The 24,166-nt window shown below is 70.0% G+C and carries 20 protein-coding genes; 16 read left to right on the top strand and 4 right to left on the bottom strand.

Features of this window, described 5'->3' with window-relative positions; genetic code table 11:
• Positions 1–14 precede the first annotated feature (14 nt).
• From CAL24_RS11130 to CAL24_RS11145, 4 genes are all read right to left on the bottom strand, one after another.
• Positions 15–3,251 carry a maltotransferase domain-containing protein gene (locus CAL24_RS11130; RefSeq protein WP_094806732.1) on the bottom strand — a complete coding sequence of 1,079 codons (3,237 nt, stop codon included), beginning with the start codon at positions 3,249–3,251 and terminating at the stop codon, positions 15–17.
• Positions 3,252–3,264: 13 nt separating this feature from the next.
• Positions 3,265–4,827 (bottom strand): glycogen synthase GlgA, encoded by a 1,563-nt coding sequence (gene glgA / locus CAL24_RS11135; protein ID WP_094806733.1) that lies wholly within the window; start codon positions 4,825–4,827, stop codon positions 3,265–3,267.
• Positions 4,828–4,876: 49 nt separating this feature from the next.
• Positions 4,877–5,986, bottom strand: coding sequence for a mechanosensitive ion channel family protein (locus tag CAL24_RS11140; protein WP_231501769.1), 1,110 nt, complete (start codon positions 5,984–5,986; stop codon positions 4,877–4,879).
• 78 nt (positions 5,987–6,064) lie between these two features.
• Positions 6,065–6,976 carry a sigma-54 interaction domain-containing protein gene (locus CAL24_RS11145; protein ID WP_094807248.1) on the bottom strand — a complete coding sequence of 304 codons (912 nt, stop codon included), beginning with the start codon at positions 6,974–6,976 and terminating at the stop codon, positions 6,065–6,067.
• A gap of 300 nt (positions 6,977–7,276) precedes the next feature.
• Between CAL24_RS11145 and CAL24_RS11150 the strand changes: the two genes are divergently transcribed.
• The 16 genes from CAL24_RS11150 (at position 7,277) to CAL24_RS11225 (ending at position 24,158) form a co-directional block, all read left to right on the top strand.
• Entirely contained in the window at positions 7,277–8,650 is a 1,374-nt protein-coding gene (locus CAL24_RS11150; protein ID WP_028356147.1) for a sigma-54-dependent transcriptional regulator, read from the top strand.
• A 113-nt stretch (positions 8,651–8,763) separates the two neighbouring features.
• A complete protein-coding gene (locus tag CAL24_RS11155; protein WP_094806734.1) occupies positions 8,764–10,533 on the top strand; it encodes a thiamine pyrophosphate-requiring protein in 1,770 nt (589 codons plus the stop codon).
• Positions 10,534–10,574: 41 nt separating this feature from the next.
• Positions 10,575–10,835 carry a hypothetical protein gene (locus CAL24_RS24025; protein ID WP_141218078.1) on the top strand — a complete coding sequence of 87 codons (261 nt, stop codon included), beginning with the start codon at positions 10,575–10,577 and terminating at the stop codon, positions 10,833–10,835.
• Entirely contained in the window at positions 10,835–11,320 is a 486-nt protein-coding gene (locus CAL24_RS11165; protein WP_094806735.1) for a hypothetical protein, read from the top strand. The genes CAL24_RS24025 and CAL24_RS11165 overlap by 1 nt, the downstream gene beginning before the upstream one ends.
• Before the next feature lie 88 nt (positions 11,321–11,408).
• Complete coding sequence (locus CAL24_RS11170; RefSeq protein ID WP_028356143.1) at positions 11,409–11,750, top strand: DUF883 family protein; 342 nt, start codon at positions 11,409–11,411, stop codon at positions 11,748–11,750.
• Positions 11,751–11,814: 64 nt separating this feature from the next.
• Complete coding sequence (locus tag CAL24_RS11175) at positions 11,815–14,514, top strand: ATP-binding cassette domain-containing protein (protein ID WP_094806736.1); 2,700 nt, start codon at positions 11,815–11,817, stop codon at positions 14,512–14,514.
• A 154-nt stretch (positions 14,515–14,668) separates the two neighbouring features.
• Entirely contained in the window at positions 14,669–15,412 is a 744-nt protein-coding gene (locus tag CAL24_RS11180; RefSeq protein WP_051439570.1) for a BON domain-containing protein, read from the top strand.
• 36 nt (positions 15,413–15,448) lie between these two features.
• Complete coding sequence (locus tag CAL24_RS11185; protein ID WP_038853986.1) at positions 15,449–15,877, top strand: PRC-barrel domain-containing protein; 429 nt, start codon at positions 15,449–15,451, stop codon at positions 15,875–15,877.
• A 91-nt stretch (positions 15,878–15,968) separates the two neighbouring features.
• Positions 15,969–16,697: an SDR family oxidoreductase gene (locus tag CAL24_RS11190; protein ID WP_028356140.1), complete on the top strand. Its 729-nt coding sequence runs from the start codon at positions 15,969–15,971 to the stop codon at positions 16,695–16,697.
• Positions 16,688–17,278 carry a D-glycero-alpha-D-manno-heptose-1,7-bisphosphate 7-phosphatase gene (locus tag CAL24_RS11195; protein WP_094806737.1) on the top strand — a complete coding sequence of 197 codons (591 nt, stop codon included), beginning with the start codon at positions 16,688–16,690 and terminating at the stop codon, positions 17,276–17,278. Before CAL24_RS11190 ends, CAL24_RS11195 begins: the two co-directional genes overlap by 10 nt.
• Positions 17,275–18,390 (top strand): glycosyltransferase family 9 protein, encoded by a 1,116-nt coding sequence (locus CAL24_RS11200; protein ID WP_094806738.1) that lies wholly within the window; start codon positions 17,275–17,277, stop codon positions 18,388–18,390. Before CAL24_RS11195 ends, CAL24_RS11200 begins: the two co-directional genes overlap by 4 nt.
• Positions 18,391–18,418: 28 nt before the next feature.
• Positions 18,419–20,155 (top strand): carbamoyltransferase family protein, encoded by a 1,737-nt coding sequence (locus CAL24_RS11205; RefSeq protein ID WP_094806739.1) that lies wholly within the window; start codon positions 18,419–18,421, stop codon positions 20,153–20,155.
• Positions 20,152–21,141 carry a glycosyltransferase family 2 protein gene (locus tag CAL24_RS11210; protein ID WP_094806740.1) on the top strand — a complete coding sequence of 330 codons (990 nt, stop codon included), beginning with the start codon at positions 20,152–20,154 and terminating at the stop codon, positions 21,139–21,141. The genes CAL24_RS11205 and CAL24_RS11210 overlap by 4 nt, the downstream gene beginning before the upstream one ends.
• Complete coding sequence (locus CAL24_RS11215; RefSeq protein WP_094806741.1) at positions 21,138–22,208, top strand: glycosyltransferase family 9 protein; 1,071 nt, start codon at positions 21,138–21,140, stop codon at positions 22,206–22,208. Before CAL24_RS11210 ends, CAL24_RS11215 begins: the two co-directional genes overlap by 4 nt.
• Complete coding sequence (locus CAL24_RS11220) at positions 22,195–23,163, top strand: glycosyltransferase (RefSeq protein ID WP_094806742.1); 969 nt, start codon at positions 22,195–22,197, stop codon at positions 23,161–23,163. The genes CAL24_RS11215 and CAL24_RS11220 overlap by 14 nt, the downstream gene beginning before the upstream one ends.
• Positions 23,160–24,158, top strand: coding sequence for a UDP-glucuronic acid decarboxylase family protein (locus CAL24_RS11225; protein WP_094806743.1), 999 nt, complete (start codon positions 23,160–23,162; stop codon positions 24,156–24,158). The genes CAL24_RS11220 and CAL24_RS11225 overlap by 4 nt, the downstream gene beginning before the upstream one ends.
• Positions 24,159–24,166: the final 8 nt, after the last annotated feature.

The following is a 24,166-nucleotide window of genomic DNA, read 5'->3' on the forward strand; positions in this document are numbered from 1 at the left end:
ATGGCTTCCATGTTTCAGTCGTGCGCCGACAGGCGCCACAGGCGGTAAGGTTGCTCGGGCCGCAACGGGATCTCGCGCCACTTGCCGTGCCACGCTTCGCGCGTGTCGGCAAGCAGGTCGTCGGCCTGCAGCACGCCATGGTCGGGCTGGCCGAGCAGCCAGAAGGGCGCTTCGATGCGGGCGGTCTGCGGCTCGTGCGGGTCCAGGCTGATGACCGCCAGCACCACATTGCCGAGGCAGGGTGTCGCTTTCCAGAAGCACAGCACCTGCTCATTGCCGCTTTCGAGCGCGTTGAACCCGCTGTGGGTCTGCAATGCCGGGTTGGCGCGGCGGATGGCATTGAGCCGGGCGATCTGCGCGATGATGTTGCCCGGCGCCTGCCAGTCCCGCTGGCGCAACTGGTATTTCTCGGAATCCAGGTATTCCTCCTTGCCGGGGACCGGCTGGAATTCGCACAGTTCGAAGCCGCTGTAGACGCCCCACAGGCCGGACGTGGTGGCGGCCAGCGCGGCGCGGATCAGAAACCCGGGCCGGCCCGAGGTCTGCAGGAAGTACGGGTTGATATCGGGCGTGTTGACGAAGAAATTCGGCCGGAAGAAGTCCGCCGCCGGAGCGCTCGACAATTCCTGGAGGTACTCGGTCAGCTCGCGCCGGGTATTGCGCCAGGTGAAGTAGGTGTACGACTGCGTGAAGCCGACCTTGGCCAGGCGGTACATCATCTTGGGGCGGGTAAACGCTTCCGACAGGAAAATCACGTCGGGATGGCGCCCCTGCACCTCGCCGATCAACCATTCCCAGAATGGCAGCGGCTTGGTGTGCGGGTTGTCGACCCGGAAGATGCGCACGCCATGCTCGATCCAGAACAGCACGATGTCGCGCAGCGCCAGCCACAGCGATGATTTGCGCGCACGCCGTCCGCTGCTTCCATAGAACGAGACATTGACGATGTCCTCGTACTTCTTGGGCGGGTTCTCCGCATAGCGGATCGTGCCGTCGGCGCGGCGCTCGAACCAATCGGGATGGCGCGCCAGCCAGGGATGGTCGGGCGAGCACTGAATGGCGAAATCGAGAGCGATCTCCATGCCGTGCTCGCGCGTGCGCCGCACCAGGCGCAGGAAATCGGCCAGCGTGCCCAGCTCCGGATGCACCGCGTCGTGCCCGCCTTCGGGCGCGCCGATGGCATATGGGCTGCCCACGTCGTCGTCCAGGCTCTCCAGGCTGTTGTTGGGGCCCTTCCGGTGGGTGCGGCCGATAGGGTGGATGGGGGGCAGGTAAAGCACGTCGAACCCCATGTCGCGCACCTCGGGAAGGCGCGCGATCACATCGTCGAAGGTGCCGTGCACGCCCGGCGTGGCGGCCTGCGAGCGCGGGAACAGCTCGTACCAACTGGCGAAGCGCGCCAGCGGCCGGTCTACCCATAATGGATACGGCGCGGGACTGAGGTAATGGAACGGCTTGTCGCTGAGCGCGTGCATGGCCGCCGCCACGCCATCGTCCAGCAGCGCGGCCGCGCGTTGCGCAGGATCCGCGCCGGGGCCAGCCTCCAGGGCCGCTTTCAGCGGCGCCAGCACGACCTCGTCGGACGCCATGTCCTGGCCGCGCGCCAGCGCGTCGCGCAATAGCGCCGCGCCGTCGAGCAGGTCGGCCTGCAGGTCCTGGCCGGCGTCGCGCTTCTTGACCAGGTCAGCCCGGAAGGTCTGCCAGGTATCGCGCCAGGCGCTGACCAGGAATTCATGGCGGCCCACCCGGCACGGGCTGATGTGCGCTTCCCAGCGGTCATTGGCCAGTTCGCGCATGGGCGCGCTGCGCCATTCCGTCTCGTCGGCGGCGCGCCAGAGAACCTGCGCGGCCAGTTTTTCGTGTCCGTCGGTATAGATGTCCGCCTGCACGCGCACTCGGTCGTGCGCGACGCACTTGGCTGCGAACAGGCCGCCGTCGACCGCCGGCGCGACGTTCTCGACCGCGATGCGCGCGCCCCGCTGCGCGCGCGGGCCGGCGCGCCGCCCGGTGGCCGGCACCTGGACCGGGCGGGCCGGCTTGACCGTGAACACGGCGGCGGCGCCCGGGCCCAGGGCGTCGCCGCGCAGGCGCAGCTCGGCGGGCACGCCGTCGAGCTCCAAGGCGCCCGCGGGCAGCAGTCGGCCGATGCGGTCCCAATCGACGCGGGCCGGCGCGTCGGCGGCCGGGTTGGCCAACAGCACGCGCGCGCCCCCGTCGGCCGGGCCGGTGGCGGCGTCCTGGCGCACCAGCACGCTGCACCGGCCATCGCCGCCGCCGGCCACGCGCAGCGGGCCGGCGGGCGGCATGGCGCACAGCCAGGCATTGAGTTGCGCGTACGCCTCGGGACGGGTATCGATGCCGTCCGCGATCATGATGCCATCGCCGCTGACGGCGGCCGCCCACAGCGCGCGCAGCGCCTGGGCGTCGGGCAGGCCGGCCGCCGTGTCCGGGGCACTGGCGATGACCGGCGCGACCGCCTGCAGGCGCGCATGCTCCTCGGCTAGCCAGGTCGACTTGAAGTCCCACCATGGCAGCGAAGAAAACACTGCGTCGAAGCCCGCGCGCCGCAGCGCCTTGACCTGCTGCGGGTCCAGCCCCGGCGTCCAGGCCAGGAACAGGCGATCCGGAAATGCCGCGCGCAGCGGCGCCAGCAAGGCGTGCCAGTCGTCGGCGCCGATGCGTTGCGGCGCATCGCAGCGGAAGCCGCCCAGGCCGGCGTCCAGCCAGCGCGCCAAGCGTTCGCTCCAGGCATGGATGAAAGCGGGCGGCAGGGGGCCCGCCCGCAGGTGCCGGACGCCGCGCTCGGCCAGGGCGGTGCGGGGATCGCGGGCCGGGTCGTGGGCGGGCGCGCGGTACCAGTCCGGGTCGTGGCGCGCGGCGTCCGGGCCGACGGCCACGCGATCGAGCACCAGGTCCATCAGCACCGCCACGCCCCGGTCGGCGCCGCGGGCCGCCAGCCGCCGCAGGGAGGCCTCGAGCTCCGGGCCGTCGTCGAAGCCGGGGTCCGGGCGATCGAGATCGAGCGGTACCGGCGAATCGGCCGATCCGGGCGCGCGCAGCCACAGCGGGTCGGTCAGCAGCAAATTGAATCCGGCCTCGCGCACTTGCCGGCACAGGGCATCCCAGGGGCAATCGGGTGGCTCGCGCAGGCGGCCGACGCGCCCGCCGCGCGCATAGTAGATGCGCAGCGGCTGGCCCGCCGCTGCGGCGGGGTCGGGCGGGGCGCCGGCATGACGCGGGGGGCTTTCCATGCGCACCCCGCGCTCAGTAGCCGACGGCAACAGGCATGCCGTCCAGCGGCCTCGGATAAGCGGGAGCGGCCGCGGGCCGGATGGTCGGCGCCGGCACCTGGCCGCGCAGCGGGCCGCCCACCAGCGATTGGAACAGTTCCAGATACGGCGCAGCCGCGCTGTCCCAGCCGAAGTCGCCCGCCATCCCGTTGCGCTGCATGGCCTGCCACAGGCGCGGCTGCGCGCGCAGGCGCAGCGCGCGATCGATGGCGGCGGCCATGGCCTGCGGCGTGTCGCCGTCGAACAGTACGCCGGTAGCGGCGAACATGGCTTTGTCGGGCTGCTCCGCGCCCGGGTCGACGATCGTATCGGCCATGCCGCCGACCCGCGAGCCGATCGGCACCGTGCCATAGCGCATGGCATACAGCGGCGTCAGGCCGAACGGCTCGAAGCGGCTGCCGTGCAGCAGCATGTCGGCGCCGGCATGCAGGCGGTGCGCGGTCGGTTCGTCGTAGCCGATGCGCACCGCGCAGCGGCCCGGATAGCGCTCCGCCAGCGCCTGGAAGGCCTGCTCGTAGCGGCGTTCGCCGCGGCCGATCACCGCGACCTGCAGTCCCGGGTGGCGGTGCAGGGCGTCGGGCAGCGCCTCGATGGCGACATCGGCCATCTTCTGCTCGGTCAGCCGGCTGCCCAGCGCCATCAGGGAGGCATCGGGGCTGACCTGCAGGCCGAACGATTTCTGCAGGGCGGCCTTGGCGCGCCGTTTGTTGGCGGGCCGGCGCAGGCAATAGCGCATGCTGCCCAGGTGCGGATCGCTGGCAGGATTCCACAAGGCGTCGTCGATGCCGTTCGGGATGGCCTGCAGATCAGCGGCGCGCGCGCGCAGCAGCGGATCCAGGCCGCAGCCGAACTCGGGGGTGAGAATCTCGCGCGCGTAAGTGTTGCTGACGGTGGTAATGCGATCGGCGTAGCGCAGTCCTGCCTTCAGGAAACTCAGCTGCCCGTAGTGGCGGGCGCCGTCGTCCGTGCAGTAGCCCTCCGGTACCCCCAGCTCGCGGGCGCAGGCCAGCGGGAAGACACCCTGGAACGCCAGGTTGTGCACGGTGAGCACGGTCTTCACATAGCGCAGCCCGCTTGCCCGCGCCAGCAGCGGCGCCAGCCCGGCGTGCCAGTCCTGGGCATGCAGCACGTCGGGTTGCCGTATGCCCGGCAGGCCGGTGGCAATGCGCACGGCCGCGTGGGCCAGGGCGGCATAGCGCAAGGCGTTGTCCGGATAGGGCGTGCCGCCCGCGTCCATATACAAGTCGTCGCGGTCGTACAGCGCGTCGTTGCACAGCAGGTACACGGGCAGGCCCGACTCGCCGCACAAGGCGCCGGCCAGCGTCGCCTCGCCGCCCGGCATGCCCGACAGGCGCGCGATGTGGCGCACCCCGGTCACCTTGGCGAGCACGCCGCGGTAGGCCGGCATCAAGATCCCGACTTCCATGCCCGCGCGGCTCAGCGCACGCGCCAATCCCGTCACGGCATCTCCCAGCCCGCCACTCTTGGCCAGGGGAAATGCCTCGGATGTCACCATCAATACTCTCAGTCGCGCCATGTCCGCTCCCGTCTGTTGCGATGCGTCCCGATGAAAAAAGGGGACGCGCTCAGTGCCCGCGCCCTTCATCGCAAGCGGTGTGCCCGGGGCCGGCGCCCGCGGTTTCGGAACCGCGAGGCTCGCGCGACAGCCTGACGCGGCGTTCGGGCACGGCGAAGGCGATGTCGGCTTCGCCCAGCTCCCGCAGCAGGCCGAGATTGATGCGCTGCTGGATATCCATGTAGCGGTTGTAATCGGCGCTCATGACGTAATAGACGGCCTCGAACACCAGGCCGCTTTCGCCAAAACTGGCGAAATGCGCGCGGTCATAGCGGGTGTCGGATTCGTTCTCGATCTGGCGCCGCACAATGTCCGGCACGGCGGCCGCCTGGTCGGGCGCGGTGCGGTAGGAGAGGGTGAAGCCGAACACGATGCGCCTTTGTTGCATGCGCTTGTAATTTTGTATGGTTTGCTTGAGCAGCTCGGTGTTGGAGCACACGATCTGTTCGCCGCCCAGGCTGCGGATGCGGGTGGTCTTGAGCCCGATGTGCTCGATACTGCCGGCGACCGAGCCGAACACGACGAAGTCGCCCACTTCGAAGGGTTTGTCCAGGCCGATGGCAATGGAGGCGAACAAATCGCTCAGGATGGTCTGCACCGCCAGGGCGACCGCGACGCCGCCGATGCCCAGGCTGGCCACCAGGGCGGTGATGTTGACGCCCATGTTGTCCAGCATCGCCAGCACCGTCATGGCCCAGATGACGATGCGCAGCAGCAGGGCCAGCAGGGCGGCGGTCACCGCGCGGGCTCCGGCCCGCCCGGTCAGCGCCCGCACCAGGCCTACCGTGACGGCGCGATCGGCCCACAAGGCTGCCTGCAGGGCCGCCAGCACGAACCACAGGTGCGCGGCCGCCACCGCCCACGGCGCGATGACGCCCGTGACCCGCGCGCTGAACAGCACCGCGATCAGGGCCAGGATCAGCCAGTTGGTGCGCCCGATGATCTCCAGCGCGGCGGCGCTGCCCGGCCCGGCGCCGGCTTCCAGCCGGCGTCGCAGCCGTTGCCTGGCCATCCGCAGGGCGAACAGGGCGGCAAGCAGCAGCACGACCGCCATCGCGGCGGTCAGCAGCCATGCCCAGACGGGGCTGCCTCCCAGGGTGTAGTCAACCAGCAAGCGCACGCGTATCCCCCGTCATGAACGAGGCGGCGCGTCATGCAAGCGGCGTGCCGGCGGGCCGGCACGCCGTCAATGGGCGGACTACTGCGGACCGTCCGCGCTGTAGGCGCCCAGGCGGTTGTAAAGGGTCTTCAGGCTGACGCCCAGGGTGTCGGCGGTGCGCTGCTTGTCGCCGTCGTGGTGCGCCAGCGTGGCGAGGATCACGTCGCGCTGCGCCTGGCTGAGCGGCGTGCCGACCGGGAACTTGAGGGTGCCGTCGGATACGTCCGGGCCGGTGGCGGCCGGTGTGCGCCGGCGGAATTCGGCTTCGACCACCGAATCCGACATGATGAAGGCCCGCTGCACCACATTGCGCAATTCGCGCACATTGCCCGGCCAGTCGTACAGCGCCAGCGCGTCCAGCATGCGCGGCGAGAACCGCTTGCGCGTCTGGTGCGCCGCGTTGAGCTCGTCCAGGAAGCGCTGCGCCAGCAGCAGGACATCGTCCTCGCGCTCCCGCAGGGGCGGCACGCGCAGCGGCACCACCAGCAGGCGGTGCAGGAAATCCTGCCGCAGTTCGCCGTTATCGACCGCGGCGTAGGGATCGCGGTTGGTGGCGCAGACGATGCGCACGTCGGCGCGCAGCAGCTCGGTGCCGCCGACGCGCTGGTAGGTGCCGCTTTCCAGGACCCGCAGGAACTGCACCTGCAGGGCGTCCGACATCTCGGTCACTTCGTCCAGGAACAGCGTGCCGCCGCTGGCCGTCTCGAAGTAGCCGGCGGTCTGCGCCAGGGCGCCGGTGAAACTGCCTTTCTCGTGTCCGAACAACTGGGCATGCACCAGCGAACTGCTGATGGCGCCACAGTTGACGGCGATGAACGGGCTGGCGTGGCGCGCGCTCGCGTCATGGATGGCGCGCGCCACCATTTCCTTGCCGGTGCCGCTTTCGCCGGTAATGAAGACCGTGGCGTCGGAACGGGCCGCGCGCTCCAGCTGGGTTCCAAAGTCCCGCATGGCGGCGCACATGCCGTCGAACGCGTCGATTCGCGCAGCCGTGCGGGACGCCGGCCTGGCATGCGCGGGCGATGAAACGTGCATAGGGTGTTCCCCCGGGATTTCGCACGGGCCCGGAAAGGGCCCGCGATGCTCTATAGTGAGCAGTCGGTTTGATGATACGGCAGCGTTTGGAGCGATTTGCAACCATGTGCAAATATTGGCAAACGTTGGTGGTGCGAACCGGTACGGCCCGCCCGCGAGCGCCCGCCGCGAGGTATGCTCAAAAGCCTACTGGTCTGTCTTTGTAACGGAGAAGAAATGCCTCATCTGCTCGTTCTGGACGATGACGAAGCGATACGCGAGGTGCTGGCCGAAATCGCCCGCGAACATGGTTATTCGGTTGCACAGGCCGCGACCATGAAAGATGCGTTGATACAACTTCAACGCCAGCAGCCCGACCTGGTCCTGACCGATGTGCGCCTGCCGGGCGCCAGCGGCATGGAGATCTTCGGCCGCCTGCCGAATTCCGACGCCGAAGTGGTGGTGATCACCGGGCATGGCAGCATGGACAATGCCGTGGAGGCCCTGCGGCTGGGCGCCACCGATTACCTGGTCAAGCCGGTGTGCCTGGACCGCCTGACGGAAATCCTGAACCGGGTCGCCGCCGACCGCGGCGCCTCCGGCGACGAGGGACCATTCCAGGAGCCCGGCCGCTTCGGCAAGATGCTGGGCCAGTCCGCGGCCATGGAAGACCTGTACAAGCAGCTGGCGCGCGTGGCCGTCACCGACGTCACCACGCTGCTGATCGGCGAGAGCGGCACCGGCAAGGAACTGGCCGCCCACGCGGTGCATGAACTCAGCAGCCGCAACAAGAAGCCGTTCATCGCCGTCAATTGCGGCGCCATTTCGCCGCACCTGATCGAAAGCGAGCTGTTCGGCCATGAGCGCGGCAGTTTCACCGGCGCGGACCGGCAGCACAAGGGATACTTCGAGCGCGCCGATTCCGGCACGCTGTTTCTCGATGAAGTGACCGAGATGCCGCTGGACCTGCAGGTCAAGCTGTTGCGCGTGCTCGAGACGGGCCGCTTCATGCGGGTCGGCACCAACCGCGAGATCGCCTGCGATGTGCGCATCGTCGCGGCCACCAACCGCAACCCGGAGCAGGCCATCCAGGAAGGCAAGCTGCGCGAGGACCTCTATTACCGGTTGAGCGTGTTCCCGATCGAGCTGCCGCCGCTGCGGGACCGCGGCAGCGACATCGTGTTCCTGGCCGAGCGGTTCCTGCAGGCGCTCAACGAGAAGTACGGCGAATCGAAGCAGTTTTCCGAGCAGGCCCGCCAGGCCATCACCGAATACGAATGGCCGGGCAATGTGCGCGAGCTGAAGAACTATGTGCGCCGTGCCTTCATCATGGCCGAGGACGGCGTGCTGGGCGCGGACGCGCTGCAGCCGCAGATCGCGCCGGATGGCGGCGGACAGTCGGCGCGGGTCACGGTGCCCCTGGGCGTGACCCTGGCCGAGGCCGACCGGCGCCTGATCATGGCCACTCTCGAGCGTTGCGGCGGCGTCAAGAAGCAGACCGCCGCGGTGCTCGGCATCAGCGCCAAGACGCTCTACAACCGCCTGGAAGAATATTCGCGCGCCGGCTACGCGGTGCCCAGCGAAGAGAAGGTGTCGCGCTCCGAAAGCTAGGGCCTAGCCCGCGCCGAAGGACGCGCGACGCCGGCCGGCTGCGCGTGGCCGCCGGCCCTGGCACAGGGTTTGCTGCATCCCGTCCCCATGAGGATCTATCTCTGGGAGCATGCATGCAAACCGTGTCGGATTTCATCCTGTCGCGCCTGGCGCAGTGGGGCATTCAGCGCATCTACGGCTACCCCGGCGACGGCATCAATGGCCTGATGGGCGCGTTCGGGCGCACCAGCGAACCGCTTGAGTTCGTCCAGGCGCGCCATGAAGAAATGGCCGCCTTCATGGCCTGCGCGCACGCCAAGTTCACCGGCCAGGTCGGCGTCTGCATGGCCACGTCGGGCCCGGGCGCCATCCACCTGCTCAATGGCCTGTACGATGCCAAGCTCGACCACCAGCCGGTGGTCGCGATCGTTGGGCAACAGGCGCGCACGGCGCTCGGCGGCGACTACCAGCAGGAAGTCGACCTGGTCAGCCTGTTCAAGGACGTGGCGCACGATTTCGTGCACGTGGCCGCGAGCCCGGTGCAGGCCCGCCACCTGGTCGACCGCGCGATCCGCATCGCCATGGAGCGGCGCGCCGTCACCTGCGTGATCGTGCCGAACGATGTGCAGGACCTGCCCGCGGTGGAGGTGCCGCCGCGCGAGCACGGCACCGTGCACACGGGTATCGGCTTTACCTCGCACGCGGGCGTGCCGGGCGCCACGGCGCTACAGAACGCCGCCGAGATTCTCAACCGGGGCGAGAAGGTGGCCATCCTGGCGGGCGCGGGCGCGCGCGATGCCGGCGACGAATTGCTGCAGGTCGCGGATATCCTCGGCGCCGGCATCGCCAAGGCCTTGCTGGGCAAGGCGGTAGTGCCCGACGATGTGCCCTATGTCACGGGTTCGATCGGCTTGCTGGGCACCCAGCCGAGCTGGCGCATGATGAACGACTGCGACACATTGCTGATGGTCGGCACGGCGTTTCCGTATAGCGAATTCCTGCCGGCCGAAGGCCAGGCGCGCGCCGTGCAGATCGACCGCGACGGCCGCATGATCAGCCTGCGATACCCGGTCGAGCAGGGCCTGGTGGGCGACAGCAAGTCCACCTTGCAGGCGCTGTTGCCGCTGCTGCGGCCGAAGAGCGCGCGGCGCTGGCGCGAGACGATCGAGAAGGATGTGGCGCAGTGGTGGAAGACGGTCGAGGCGCGGGCCATGGTGGCGGCGCAGCCGATGAACCCGCAGCGGCCTTTCTGGGAGCTGTCGGCGCGGCTGCCGGATCGCAGCATCATTACTTGCGATTCGGGTTCGGCGGCCAGCTGGTATGCGCAGCATCTGCGCCTGCGCAAGGGAATGGAGGCGTCCTTGTCGGGCGGCCTGGCCACCATGGGCAGCGGCGTGCCGTATGCGCTGGCGGCCAAACTGGCGCATCCGGACCGTCCCGTATTCGCGCTGGTCGGCGACGGCGCCTTGCAGATGAACGGCATGAACGAGCTGATTACCATCGCGCACCGGTGGCGCCAATGGTGCGACCCCACGCTGGTGGTCATGGTGCTCAACAACGGCGACCTGAACATGGTGACCTGGGAACAGCGGGTCATGGGCGGCGATCCGCGATTCAAGGATTCGCAGCTGCTGCCGCCGTTTCCCTATGCCGAGTACGCACAGCTGCTGGGTCTCGAAGGCATCCGCGTGGAGGACCCCGAGCAGGTCGGCCCGGCCTGGGAGCGCGCTATCGGGGCGGGCCGCCCGGTGCTGCTGGAGATGGTCACCGACCCGGAAGTGCCGCCCATTCCGCCGCACATTCCCCTCAAGCAGGTCAAGAAGTACATCCAGGCGCTGCGCCACGAAGATGCTTCCGGCGGAGCCGCCCTGCGTGCCACCTTGAAGCAGTGGTGGGCGGGCTGACCCGTCCGCCGCCCCTGTATTGCCGATCCAAGGAGCTTGCCATGATCTATACCCCACACCCGATGCCGGCCGCCGACGCCCGCGGCCATTCCCGTCCGCCGGCCGAGCCGGTGCGCGACCCGCAGCGCGACGAGGAAACGCCGGACCGCCCGCCCGAGGAAGCGCCGCACCGCGAGCCCTATCCGCCGGGCAGCATTCCCAATCCCATGCCAGGGTTGGACCCCCAACAGACCCCGGGCATCGACCGCTGGCAGGACGATGCTTTCGAGGCCGCCTGGCGGCGCGCCACGCGGGAGCTGTGATGGGCGGCGAATCCTTGCGCGGCGCGGCGGCCTATGCCGACCGCGAGGCCGCCGCCGAAGCGGTGCGGCTGGTGATGCCGATGATCGAGCGCGCCATGACCGACCCACGAGTCGGCGAAAGCGGCTTCCTGCACATCGTGATCATGGACCCGGCGGCGCGGCCGGGCATCGACGCGCCAGAGCAGGCCATCCTGTACGAAGAGAGCGTCGGCGACCGCGCCGCCTGGGACGCCGACTACGGGGCCTACGCGCGCGCCAAGGCAGCCATATCGTGGCGTACCGGCCTGGACAGCCACACCGTATGCGAAACGCGCCCGCATTTGCTGCGCCCCGCCGATGGCACCGTGTGGGGCAGCGTCTGCGTGGAAGGCATCGTCGTGGGCGTCAGCGGCGCCAACCCGTGGTACGACGAAGCATTCGCCGGGGCCATCGCGCACGCGTTCAAGGCCCTCGCCAAGGCGCGCAGCCGCGGCTTGCCCCGTTGAGCGCCGGCGCGGCGCATGCGGCGGCACAGCATTTGCGGCAATCACAGACCCGCGCCGGCACGGCCGGCGGTTTTCCAAGGAGTCAACAATGAACCTGCATTCCCACCGCAACCACGATTCGGACGAAGCCCGCCATCGCGTCAAGGGCGGGTTGCGCGAACTGGTGTCAGGGGTCGAAGACCTGCTGCGTTCCACCGCCTCGTATAGCGGACCCGATATCGAATCAACGCGGGATCGCCTGAAGCGCCAGCTGGACGCCGCCCGCGAGCAGGCCGAAGCCTGGGAGCGGTCCGCCGTGGGCCGATACCGCCGGGTGTCGTCCGCCACCGACGGCTATGTGCACGACCACGCCTGGAAGACGGCGGGACTGGCGATTCTGCTGGGCGTAGCGATCGGCGTGTGCCTGGCGTCCGACCACTGGCGCCGCTGAGCGCCGAATCCCAGCTCGCCGATGACGCGGGGGAGGGGCCGCCGTCCCCCGCAGGAGCGCCCTTATGCCGGCCGACAGCAGCGCGGCGCAAGCCCGCCGCGAGGTGACCCGCAGCATCCTGACCGCCCTGTGGCAGTATCGCGGCCGCACGGCGGCCGCGATCGGGCTGCTGGTGGTCGCCAAGCTGCTGATGGTGGCCGTGCCGGCCGTCCTCAAGCGCATCGTCGATGCGCTGAGCGAGCCGGGCACGCTGCTGACCCTGCCGGTTTTCCTGTTGCTGGGCTATGCGCTGCTGCGCTTTGCCGGCAGCCTGTTCACGGAATTGCGCGATGTGGTGTTCGTGCGCGTCGCGCAGCGCGCGGTCGCGGACTTCAAGGTGCGCATGTTCGAGCACCTGCAGCGGCTGGGCGCGCGCTTTCACGGCGCGCGCCAGACCGGCGTGCTGGCCCGCGATGTCGAGCGCGGCACGGCCGGGGTCGGCTTCCTGCTGGGAACCGCCTTGTTCACGTTGTTGCCGACGCTGGTGGAGATCGTGTCGGTGCTGGTCATCCTGATCGCCGGCTACAGCATCTGGTTCGCCGTCATCGTGGCGATCACCTTCGTCGTTTATGCCGTGGTGACGACCGTGCTGACCGAGCGGCGCGCGCCCCTGCAACGCGGCATCAACGACCTGGATTCCAAGGCCAGCGGCCGCATGGTCGACAGCCTGATCAATTATGAGGCCGTCAAGCTGTATGCCAATGAGTCGCTCGAGTCGGGGCGCTTGCAAAGCGTGTTGCAGGAGTGGGTCGGCAAGGGCATCGTCAACCAGCGCACGCTGTCGACCCTGCATGTCGCGCAAAGCGGCATTATTGCGTTCGGGGTGGCGGCCGTCATGGTGCTGGCGGGCCAGCAGGTGGTCGACTATCGCATGAGCGTGGGCGACCTGGTGCTGGTCAATGCGTACATCATCCAGATCTGCCTGCCGCTCAATACCCTCGGGCTGATTTTCCGCCAGGCCAAAGAGGCCATGATCAACGCCGAGCGAGTCTGCGCCCTGTTGCAGATCCAGCCCGAGGTCGGCGACGAGAGCGGCCTGCCGCCGCTGCGGGTGCGCGATGGCGCAATACGTTTCGAAGCGGTGAGTTTCGGCTACGAGCCGGGCCGGCAGATCCTGTGGGATGTCGACTTCAGCGTGCCGGCCGGGGCCACGGTGGCCGTGGTCGGCGGCAGCGGCTCCGGCAAGTCGACGCTGGCGCGCCTGCTGTTCCGCTTCTATGACCCCGACGCCGGGCGGGTGCTGATCGACGACCAGGACCTGCGCTCGGTGGACCAGAAGAGCCTGCGGCGCGCGCTGGGCATCGTGCCGCAGGATACGCTGCTGTTCAACGAGACCATCGCCTACAACATCGCCTACAGCGACCCCGGGGCCAGCCGCGAGGCGGTAATCGAGGCCGCGCGCGGGGCGCGCGTGGACGAGTTCATCGCCAGCCTGCCGGCCGGCTACGACACGCAGGTCGGCGAGCGGGGCATCAAGCTTTCCGGCGGCGAGCGCCAGCGCATCGCGATCGCGCGCGCCCTGTTGAAGAACCCGCCCATCATGGTGTTCGACGAGGCGACCTCGGCGCTGGACACCCGCACCGAGCGCGCCATCCAGGCGGAGCTGATGCGCATTTCGCGCGGCCGCACCGCCCTGGTGATCGCCCACCGGCTGTCGACCATCGTCGATGCCGACCGCATCCTGGTCGTGGATCACGGCCGGGTGGTGGAGCAGGGCACCCACGAGGAGCTGCTGGCGCGCAAAGGCATGTATGCGCAGATGTGGGACCTGCAGCGCCAGCAGAGCGCGCTCGAGGCGGCCGCCACGCGCATCAGCCGCCAGCCGGTCAACCTGGTGACCCTGGTGGCGGCGGTGCTCGACGCGGCGCGCCCGCTGCTCGAGGCCAAGGGGGTGAACCTGTACACCTTGCTCAGCAGCGAGGCGGCGCGCATCACCGGCGACCCCAGCGCGTTGCAGCAGCTCATCTGGGATTTGTACGCGCACGCCGTCGCGGTCACGCCGCCCGGCGGCCGGGTCGAATTGCGGCTGGACCGCGCCGGCCCTGCGACCCGGCTCACTATCACCGACGGGCGCCCGCCGCACGATGAGGCGGCCGCGCAGGCGCCGGCGGACGGCGAGCCGGAGGTGCTGCGCAGCATGGCAGCGCTGGATCCGGCCCGCGCGCAGGCCGAGGCCGAGCGGCTGGGCGGAACGCTGCGCGTGGTGCCGGCGGCGGCCGGCGCGATGGCCTACACGCTCGAGTTTCCCTTGCGCGCCATCGACGAGCTGCCGGCTTCGGCGCAACCCGCCGCCATCGACCTGGCCGGCCGTTCGATCATGGTGGTGGATGACCAGGAGGACGCGCGCGGGCTGGTTGCCGAGGTGCTGGCCGATTGCGGCGCCGCGGTGCAGACATGCGCCAGCGGCGGCCAGGCGCTGGGCGTCCTGCAGCAAGGCGCGCCCGGGGACTGGCCGGACTTGCTGGTTTGCGACATCGCCCTGGGCGATATGGAAGGCTACCAGGTCATACGCCGCATCCGCGCCCTGGAAGCCGAGCGGGACGCGCCGCTGGGAGACCGCATGCCGGCCATCGCGCTGTCCGGCCATACCGGCGCGGAGGACCGCTTGCGCGCGTTGCTGGCGGGCTTCCAGGTCCACATTGCCAAGCCCGTGGATCCGCGCGAGCTGCTGGCCACCGTGGCAAGCCTGCTGCGGCCGGCGCAGCGGCGGGCTGCTTCTTCCTAGCGGCGCGGGCGCCGGCTTTCTTACTGTCAGGTGTAAGAAGTGCTTCGCCGCGGCGGCGGGCCGGGATGGGCCGCCCGTGGCACAGCGTTTGCGTAGCCCCTGGGACCGGCGGACCGGATTCTCCGGCGCCGGAGAGGCATGCAGGAGGCGAGCCATGCGTAACCGAAATCAGTCCCCGGAGCGGTATTACGCCGACGACTTCGATCGGCCGCGACGCGATTCGGGCGACGAGCGCGATGACGCGCATCAATACCGGCGCGAGCACTACACGCGGCAGAGCGGCCGCTGGGGCGCCGAAGAGCCGCCCTATGGCAGGCGCTATGGCGAGCGGCCGCAGGAGCAGGCCGGCACCGGGCGCCCCAACCGCCGGGGACCGCAATACGAACAGGGCGGACAGTATCCCGGCACCCGCGCCACCGGGCCGTTCGAGGGGCTGCGCAGCCGCAGCGCCGACCCCGGACAGAGCAGCTATGGCGGCTTTCGCGACGAGGACCCGCGCTGGCAGCGCCAGCAGCTCGACTACGGCGATGAGCCGTCCTATGGCGAATTCGAGGGCCAGTCGCACGACTGGAACTATGGCGAGCGCCGCGGCGACCCCTATGGCTGGCAAGGCCAGCCCCGCAGCAAATCGCAGCGCATCACCCCCAAAGGCTACGTGCGCAGCGACGAGCGCGTGCGCGAAGACTTGTGCGAGCGGCTCAGCCACAGCGGCCTGGACGTCAGCGACGTGTCGGTGGACGTCAGCGACGGCGTCGTCGCGCTGGAGGGCACGGTGCCCGACCGCCGCACCAAGCACGCCATCGAAGACTGCGCGGACGATTGCCTGGGCGTGACCGACATTCAGAACCGCATCCGCGTGGCGAGCGGCAATCATCCGGGCATGACTCGCATGGAGTGAGCCCGGCACACCCACCCGATATCGACGGAGATCACCATGAGCAATGAAACCATCGGCCAGCCCGGCGCGGACCAGCAGACCCGCATCGTCGGCAAGGGCAAGGCCACCGCGGACGGCCCGGGACCGGAGATCATGGCCGCCGACACCTTGACCGGCAATGACGTGTACAACCCCGCCAACGAGAAGCTCGGCACCATCCAGGACATCATGCTGGACGTTCCGCACGGCCGCATCGCGTATGCGGTGCTGTCGCATGGCGGCGTGCTAGGCATGGGCGACAAGCTGTACGCCATTCCCTGGAGCGCGCTGGTGCTGGACACCGACCGGAAATGCTTCGTGCTGGATGTCGGCAAAGACCGCCTGAAGAACGCCACCGGCTTCGACAAGGACCATTGGCCCAGCATGGGCGACCGCCAGTGGGCCCAGGAACTGTACGAGTACTACGACCAGCCTCCGTACTGGTAAGGGCCGTGCGCCCGCGGCGCCGCGCGGCGCCGCTTTCGATCCCGGCGGGCGCGCGGCGCCCGCCGTTCCTCGGTACTACGGAGCAACGACGATGATGGAAAACGAAACGCTGGCCGGGCGAGCAGTCCTGGTCACGGGCGGGGGCAGCGGCCTGGGCGCCGCCATTTGCGGCATGCTGGCGGCCGAGGGCGCCAGCGTCATGGTGGCGGACCTGGACGAGTCGCGCGCGCACCAGGTGGCGCGCCGGCTGGCAGAGGGCGGCGCGGCCGCGCGCGCGGTCGTCATGGATGTGGGCGACCAGGCCCAGGTGACGGCCGCGCTCGATGCAACCGTGCAGCATTATGGCAAGCTCGACGCGGTGGTCAACAACGCGGGCATAGACGTGACCGCGCCGATCGACGAGCTGGACGTGGCCGCCTGGGAGCGCGTGCTGCGCACCAACCTGACCGGCCCGTTCCTGATGGCCAAGCTGGCCAAGAGCCGCCTGGCGCCGGGCGGGCACATCGTCAACATCGCGTCGACCGCCGCGCGGCGCGCCTGGCCCAATGCCAGCGCCTATCACGCATCCAAATGGGGGCTGATGGGCTTGTCGCACGCGCTGCACGCGGAGCTGCGCGGCATGGGCCTGAAGGTGAGCGCGGTGATCGCCGGCGGCATGCGCACCCCGTTCCTGCTGGACCGGTTCCCCGATATCGACACGAGCTGCCTGCAGGACCCGGAGAACGTGGCGCGCGCCGTGCGCTTCGTCCTGACCCAGCCGGCCGAGACGGTAGTGCCGGAGGTCATGGTCCTGCCCATGAAGGAAACCTCATGGCCCTGACGCCCGCGGTCTTTCTCGACAAGGACGGCACGGTCCTGGCCGACGAGCCCTACAACGTCGATCCGGCGCGCATGAGCTATGCGCCGACGGCATTCGACGGCCTGCTGCGCCTGGGCGCGACGGGCCTGCCGCTGATCGTGATCAGCAACCAGCCCGGCGTGGCGCTGGGCTATTTCGATTGCGCCGCGCTGGCCGGCGTGGAACAGCGCCTGGCCGCCATGTTCCGGGCCGCGGGCGCCCGCCTCGCGGGCTTTTATTGGTGCCCGCACCATCCCGAAGGCTGCGTGCCGGGCTACGCGCGGGCCTGCGCGTGCCGCAAGCCGCGGCCCGGCCTGCTGCTGCGCGCGGCCCGGCAGCAGGGCATCGACCTGGCGACTTCCTGGTTCATCGGCGACATCCTCGATGACGTCGAGGCCGGCAATCGGGCCGGCTGCCGCACGTTGCTGCTCGACGTGGGCAGCGAAACCCAATGGCGGCCGGGCCCCTGGCGCACGCCGACGGCCCGGGCCGGGGGGGGGCTGGGGCAGGCGGCGCGGCATGTGGTCGACGCCATGCGCGGCGTGCAGCGGGAGGCCGCATGAGAGACGATGCCGCCACGGCCTGGAAGAGCGCCCGTCACATCGTCTGCGTGCGCCTGGACAACCTGGGCGATGTGCTGATGACGACACCCGCGATGCGCGCCCTCAAGGCGCTGCCGGGACGGCCGCGCTTGACATTGCTGGCCAGCTCGGCCGGCGGGCAGGCGGCGCCGTTCCTGCCGGAGGTGGACGAGGTGCTGCGCTACGACGCCGCCTGGGTCAAGAACGACGCGCACGGCAATAGCCAGGACCTGGAACTGCCCGCGCGCCTGCGCCAGCTGCGGGCGGATGCCGCGGTCATTTTCACGGTCTACAGCCAGAGCCCGCTGCCGGCCGCGATGTTGTGCCACCTGGCGGGCATTCCGCGCACCCTGGCGCATTGCCGCGAGAATCCCTATCGGCTGCTCACCGACTGGGTGCGCGAACGCGAGCCCGAATCCGGCGTGCGGCACGAAGTGCAACGGCAACTCGACCTGGTGGCCGCGGTCGGCGCGCGCGCGGCCGACACCTCGCTGTCCTGGCGGGTAAGAGACGTCGACCGCGCCGCGCTGCGCCAGCGCCTGCATGAGCGCGGCGTCACCGAGCCGGATGGGTGGATCGCGGTGCATAGCGGCGCCAGCGCCGCTTCGCGCCGCTATCCCGAGGAGCAGTTCGCCGAGACCGTGGCCGCCTTGCGCGGCGAGGGGCGCCGCATCGTGCTGCTGGGCACGGCGGCCGAGCGCGGGCTGGGCGGCGCGCTGGCCGCGCGGCGGCGCAGCGCGCCGGGCCTGGTCGACCTGTGCGGGGAACTGTCGCTGGGCGAGCTGGCGGCGGCCATCGAAGGCGCCGCGGTGCTGATCTGCAACAACAGCGGGCCGGCGCATATCGCCGCCGCGCTGGGGGTGCCGGTGGTCGACCTGTATGCGCTGACCAATCCGCAGCACACGCCCTGGCAGACGCCGAGCCGGGTGCTGTACCACGACGTACCGTGCAAGTACTGCTACCGCAGCATCTGCCCGCAAGGCCACCACGCCTGCCTGGCCAAGGTCGAGCCGGCGCGGGTGGCGGCCGCCGCGCGCGAACTGCTGGCGCATCCGGCGCCCGCGCCAGCGCCCGTTGCCCCGTTGGCCACCTGAGCGCAAACCGGAAGAAGAGGAAACGACTATGTACTCGTTGGGAATCAATGCCGCTTTTCACGACTGCTCGGCCACGCTGGTGCGCGATGGCGTGGTGCTGGCGGCGGCGGAAGAAGAGCGGTTCACCCGCATCAAGCATGGCAAGCGCCCGGTGCCGTTCTCGACATGGCAATTGCCGTATCACGCCATCGACTACTGCCTGGCCGAAGCCGGCATTGCCTTGAGAGACGTCGACCAGTTGGTCTATGCCTTCGACCCGGCGCTGCTGCCGGACCCGCCCCAGGCCGACGGCCACATCGTCCTGCCGCTCGAGCCGTCGCGCGCGACGGCGCGGCCCCACGAGGGCTCGCCCTGGGACCCCTTGTTCACCTCGTACGTGCTCAACGCGCCGCGCCAGTTGCTGGACGGCGCGCCCCACCACCTGAAGGCCCGTTTCGAAGGCCTCACGCTGGATCATATCCTGTCGCGCTGGACCTTCCTGGACCACCACCTGAGCCACGAAGCCAGCGCCTTCCTGGCCGCGCCGTGCGAGGAATCGGCGGTGCTGACGCTGGACGGCCGGGGCGAGCGCACCAGCACCAGTTTCGGCCTGTTCCGCGACGGCCGCTATACCCGCCTGAAGCAGATCGAGCTGCCGCATTCGCTCGGGCTGCTGTACGAGGAGGTGACCCGCTACCTGGGCTTCCTGCATTCCTCGGACGAATACAAGGTGATGGCGCTGGCCTCGTTCGGGCAGCCGGAGTACCTGCGCCAGTTCCGCGAGATCGTGCGGCTGGAAGAGCAGGGCGGCTACCGCCTGGAGCCGGCGCGGCTGGAGCAGCGTTTCGGTCCCGCGCGCAAGCGCGGCGCGCCGTTCGAGACGCGCCACAAGAACCTGGCCAGTTCCCTGCAGCACGTGCTGGAGGAGACCGCCTTGCACATGGCCGGATGGCTGCATCGCGAGACCGGCGCGGCCAATCTCTGCATGGCGGGCGGGGTGGCCCTCAATTGCGTCATGAATGCGCGCCTGAGCCGGGATGGGCCGTTCGACAGCGTCTGGGTGCAGCCCGCCGCGGGCGATTCCGGCACCTCGCTGGGGGCCGCGCTGCACGTGGACCACCAGCGGCGCGGCGGGCCGCGGCGCTGGGCCATGGAGCACGCCTATCTCGGGCCCGCCTACGACGATGAGGAGATCGAGCGCTTCTTGTACCGTTCCAGGCTGGCGTTCCGCAAGCTCGACGACGTGGCCGAAGAGGCGGCCGAGTTGCTGGCCCAGGAGAAGATCCTCGGCTGGTTCCAGGGCCGCATGGAGTTCGGGCCGCGCGCGCTGGGCGCGCGCTCCATCCTCGCCTCGCCGCTGGACAGCGGCATGCAGGCCCGCCTCAACGGCCTCAAGGACCGCGAGGATTTCCGGCCGGTGGCGCCGGTCGTGCTGGAGGACCGCGCCCATGAATGGTTCGATGCGCGCGGCGAACAGCCGCTGTGCGCCCCGTTCATGCTGTTCGTCTATGACGTGCTGCCGCATCGCGCGGCGCAGATCCCGGCCGTGCGCCACATCGACGGCACGGCGCGCGTGCAGACCGTGCGCCGCGACCAGAACGCGCGCTATCACGACTTGCTGGCGGCATTCGAACGGCGCACCGGCGTGCCGGTGCTGGTCAATACCTCGTTCAACACGCGCGGCGAACCGGTGGTGTGCTCGCCGCGCGACGCGGTGGAGTGCTTCTGGACGTCGCCGCTGGGCGCCCTGGTCATCGGCTCGTACTTGCTGGAGAAACCCCGATGAGCACGCAGGCAGAGCCGATCCTCGTGTCGGTGGTGGTGCCCACGTACCGGCGCCCGCAGTTGCTGGAGCGCTGCCTGCAGGCCTTGCTGGCCCAGGACTTCCCGGCCGATGCCTACGAAATCATCGTCTGTGACGACGCGGACAGCCCGCAGACGCGCCGCCAGGTGCGCGAGCTGGCCGCCGCCGCCGGCGGCGCGCCAGCCTTGCGCTACCTGGCCGCCACGGGCACCCGCGGCCCGGCGGCGGCGCGCAACCTGGGGTGGCGCCATGCGCGCGGCCGGATCATTGCCTTCACCGACGACGACACGATCGCCGATCCCGACTGGCTCGGCCAGGGCGTGCTGGCGCTGCGGCCCGGCATCCAGGCGGCGGCCGGCCGCACCGACATGCCGATCCCGGAGATCCCGACCGACTATGAGCGGGACGCCGCGGGCCTGACCCGCAGCGAGTTCATCACCGCCAATTGCTTCGTGCGGCGCGGCGCGCTGGAAGAGGTGGGCGGCTTCGACCAGCGCTACACAATGGCGTGGCGCGAAGATTCGGACCTGTTCTTCGCCTTGCTGGAACGTGGCATGGAAGTGGTGCGGGCGCCGGCGGCGCGGGTGCTGCATCCCTTGCGGCCGGCGCCGTTCGCGGCCGGCCTGGGGATGCAGAAGAAGGTCATGTTCGACGTATTGCTGTATCGCAAGTACCCGCGGCTCTACCGCGCCCGGGTGCGGCAGGGACCGCCCTGGTTCTACCTGTCCGTGGCGCTGTCCCTGGTTGCGGCGCTGGCGGCGGCCGCGGCCGGCTACTGGATCGCCGCGGCCGTGCTGGGCGGCATCTGGCTGGCCTTGACGGGCTACTTCTTCGCGCGGCGCCTGGCCGGCGTCTCGCACGCCCCGTGGCACGTGGCCGAGCTGGCATTGACCTCGGCCGCCATTCCGCTGCTGTCGATCGGCTGGCGCCTGGTGGGCGCGGCGCGCTACGGCGCGAGGTTTCCATGAGCGCGTCCCCCGACATCGGCGAACGGCCGGCCCGCATAGCGGTGTTCCGGGCCTTGCAGCTGGGCGACATGCTGTGCGCCGTGCCGGCGCTGCGGGCCTTGCGGCAGGCTTTTCCGGCGGCCTGGATCACCCTGATCGGCCTGCCCGGGGCGCGCGGGTTCGTGCAGCGGTACCGCCATTATGTCGACGAGCTGCTGGAGTTTCCCGGCACCGCGGCGTTTCCGGAGCAGGCGGCGCGCGAACAGGCCTTGCCGGCCTTCTACGAACAGGCGCGCCGGCGCCGCTTTGACGTGGCGCTGCAGTGCCACGGCAGCGGGCAGCATTCCAACGATATCGTGCGTTGCCTGGGCGCCCGCCAGTGGGCCGGCTTCGTGCCCACCGAGGCCGAGGCCGTGCCCGGCTGCCGTATGCCCTGGCCCGACCGGCTGCCCGAGCCGCTGCGCTACCTGGCATTGCTGCGCTACCTGGGGATCCCGGCGTTCGATTCTTCGCTCGAACTGCCCTTGACCGAGCAGGAAGAGCAGGGCGCCGAGGCGCTGCTGCGGCAGGCCGGCCTGGATCCCGCCCGTACCGTGCTAGTGCATCCCGGCGCGCGGCTGCCGTCGCGCCGCTGGCCGGCCGCGCGCTTCGCCGAAGTGGCGGCGGCCCTGGCGGAGCAGGGGTGGAAAGTGGCGCTGACCGGAACCGATGAAGAGGCGGAGTTGGTCTGCGCCGTATGGCGCGACTGCGGCGGACGGGCCGTCAACCTGTGCGGCCGCACGTCGCTGGGCGAGCTGGCGGCGCTGGTGCGGCGCTGCCGCCTGGTGGTTTGCAACGATACCGGCATGTCCCATGTGGCCGCCGCGGTGCGCACCTGCAGCGTGGTGATCGCATCGGGCAGCGACGTGCGGCGCTGGGCGCCGCTGGACAGCCGCCGCCGCACGGTCCTTGCCATGAACATGCCGTGCCGGCCCTGCAGCCATGCGGTCTGCCCGATCGGCCATCCCTGCGCGCTGGGCGTGACAGTGCCCGAGGTGCTGGCGCGGGTCCGGCGACAACTCGAAGAGGCGCAACATGTCCCGTCCTGACATCGCCGCTGCGCGGCGCCTGCGCGTGCTGGTCTGGCACGTGCACGGCAATTATCTTCATTCCCTGACGCAGGCGCCGCACGACTTCTACGTGCCGCAGCGCGAGGGCGGCGGCCCCGGCTATGGCCCGCTGGGCAGGAAGATTCCCTGGGGCGACAATGTGCACGCGGTGCCCGCCGAGCAGGTGCGCGACCTGCCGCTCGATGTCGTGGTGTACCAGTCGACCCACAACCTGGCGGACGCGCCCGCGCTGCTCTCGCCGGCGCAACGGCGCCTGCCATGCGTCTACATCGAGCACAATCCGCCCGCCCCGCTGGCCGCCGAGACGGTGCATCCCTTTCGGCACGATCATGGGCTGCTGGTGCACGTGACGCACTACAACGCCGTCATGTGGGATGCGGCGGACATGCCGCAGTGGGTGGTCGAGCATGGCATCGCCGACCCCGGCCACCTGTATCGGGGCGAGCTGGCGCGCGGCATCGTGGTCGTCAATCACCTCATGCGCCGCGGCCGCAGGGTCGGCGCCGACCTGTACGCCGAGGCCGCCGCCGAGCTGCCGCTGGACCTGATCGGCATGGAGTCGGCCGAAACCGGCGGCCTGGGGGAGATTCCCAACATGGAAGTGGCCGCCTTCATGGCGCGCTACCGCTTCTTCTTCAGCCCGGTGCGCTATGCCAGCCTGGGCCTGTCGCTGGTCGAAGCGATGATGTGCGGGGTGCCGGTAGTGGGGTTTGCCGCCACCGAATTGCCGTGCGTCATCACCAGCGGCCGCGACGGCTATGTGGACACGCGGCCCGGCCGCCTGCACGAAGTCATGCGCCAGCTGCTGCATGAACCGGCGCTCGCGCGTGAATGGGGCGACGCGGGCCGGCGCACGGCGCTGGAGCGGTTTTCACTCGACCGGTTCATCGATGACTGGAACCAGGTGTTCGCCACGTTGACGGAGGCAACATGAAAGACAACCACACTGCATCGCAGCGGATACTCGTGGCCGGCGGCGCCGGCTTCCTGGGGGCACACCTGTGCCGCCGCCTGTTGCTGCAAGGCAACGAGGTCATTTGCGCGGACAATTTCCACACCGGCCGCCGGGAGAACCTGGCGGCCCTGGCGGCGCATCCGCGCCTGACCGTGCTGCGGCACGATATCGCCCAGCCGCTGCCGGACGATATCCAGGTCGACCGCATCTACAACCTGGCCTGCCCGGCCTCGCCCGTGCATTACCAGGCCGACCCCGTGGCCACGCTGCGCACCTGCGTGCAGGGCGCGACCCAGCTGCTGGAACTGGCGGGACGCACCGGCGCGCGGATCCTGCAAGCCTCCACCAGCGAGGTCTATGGCGACCCGCTGGAGCACCCGCAGCGCGAGGCCTACTGGGGCCACGTCAACCCCGTCGGCCCGCGCTCCTGCTATGACGAGGGCAAGCGCTGCGCCGAGACGCTGTTCATGGAATACGGCCACCGTCGCGGCGTGACCGTGAAGATCGCGCGCATCTTCAACACCTATGGCCCGCGCATGGCGGCCGACGACGGCCGCGTGGTGTCCAATTTCATCGTGCAGGCGCTGGCGCGCCGGCCGCTCACCATTTATGGCGACGGCAGCCAGACCCGTTCGTTCTGCTATGTGGAAGACCTGATCGATGGGCTGGTGCGGCTGATGGAAAGCCCGCCGGAGCTCAGCCAGCCGGTCAACCTGGGCAACCCGGCCGAGATCACGGTGCGGCGCATGGCCGAGCTGGTGCGTGAGCTGACCGGCTCGAACGTGCCCCTGCAATACCGCGAGCTGCCGCAGGATGACCCGACGCAGCGCTGCCCCGACATTGCGTTGGCGCGCACCCGCCTGGGCTGGCAGCCCGTGACGCCGCTGGCGGTCGGGCTGCGGCGCACGGTCGAGTATTTCCAGGCCCTGGCCGTGGCGTCGCCCGAACGCGCGCCGGCATTGAGCGCCCAATGAGGCTGGAA

This window comes from Bordetella genomosp. 2 (assembly GCF_002261345.1).
Classification (GTDB): Bacteria; Pseudomonadota; Gammaproteobacteria; order Burkholderiales; family Burkholderiaceae_B; genus Bordetella_A.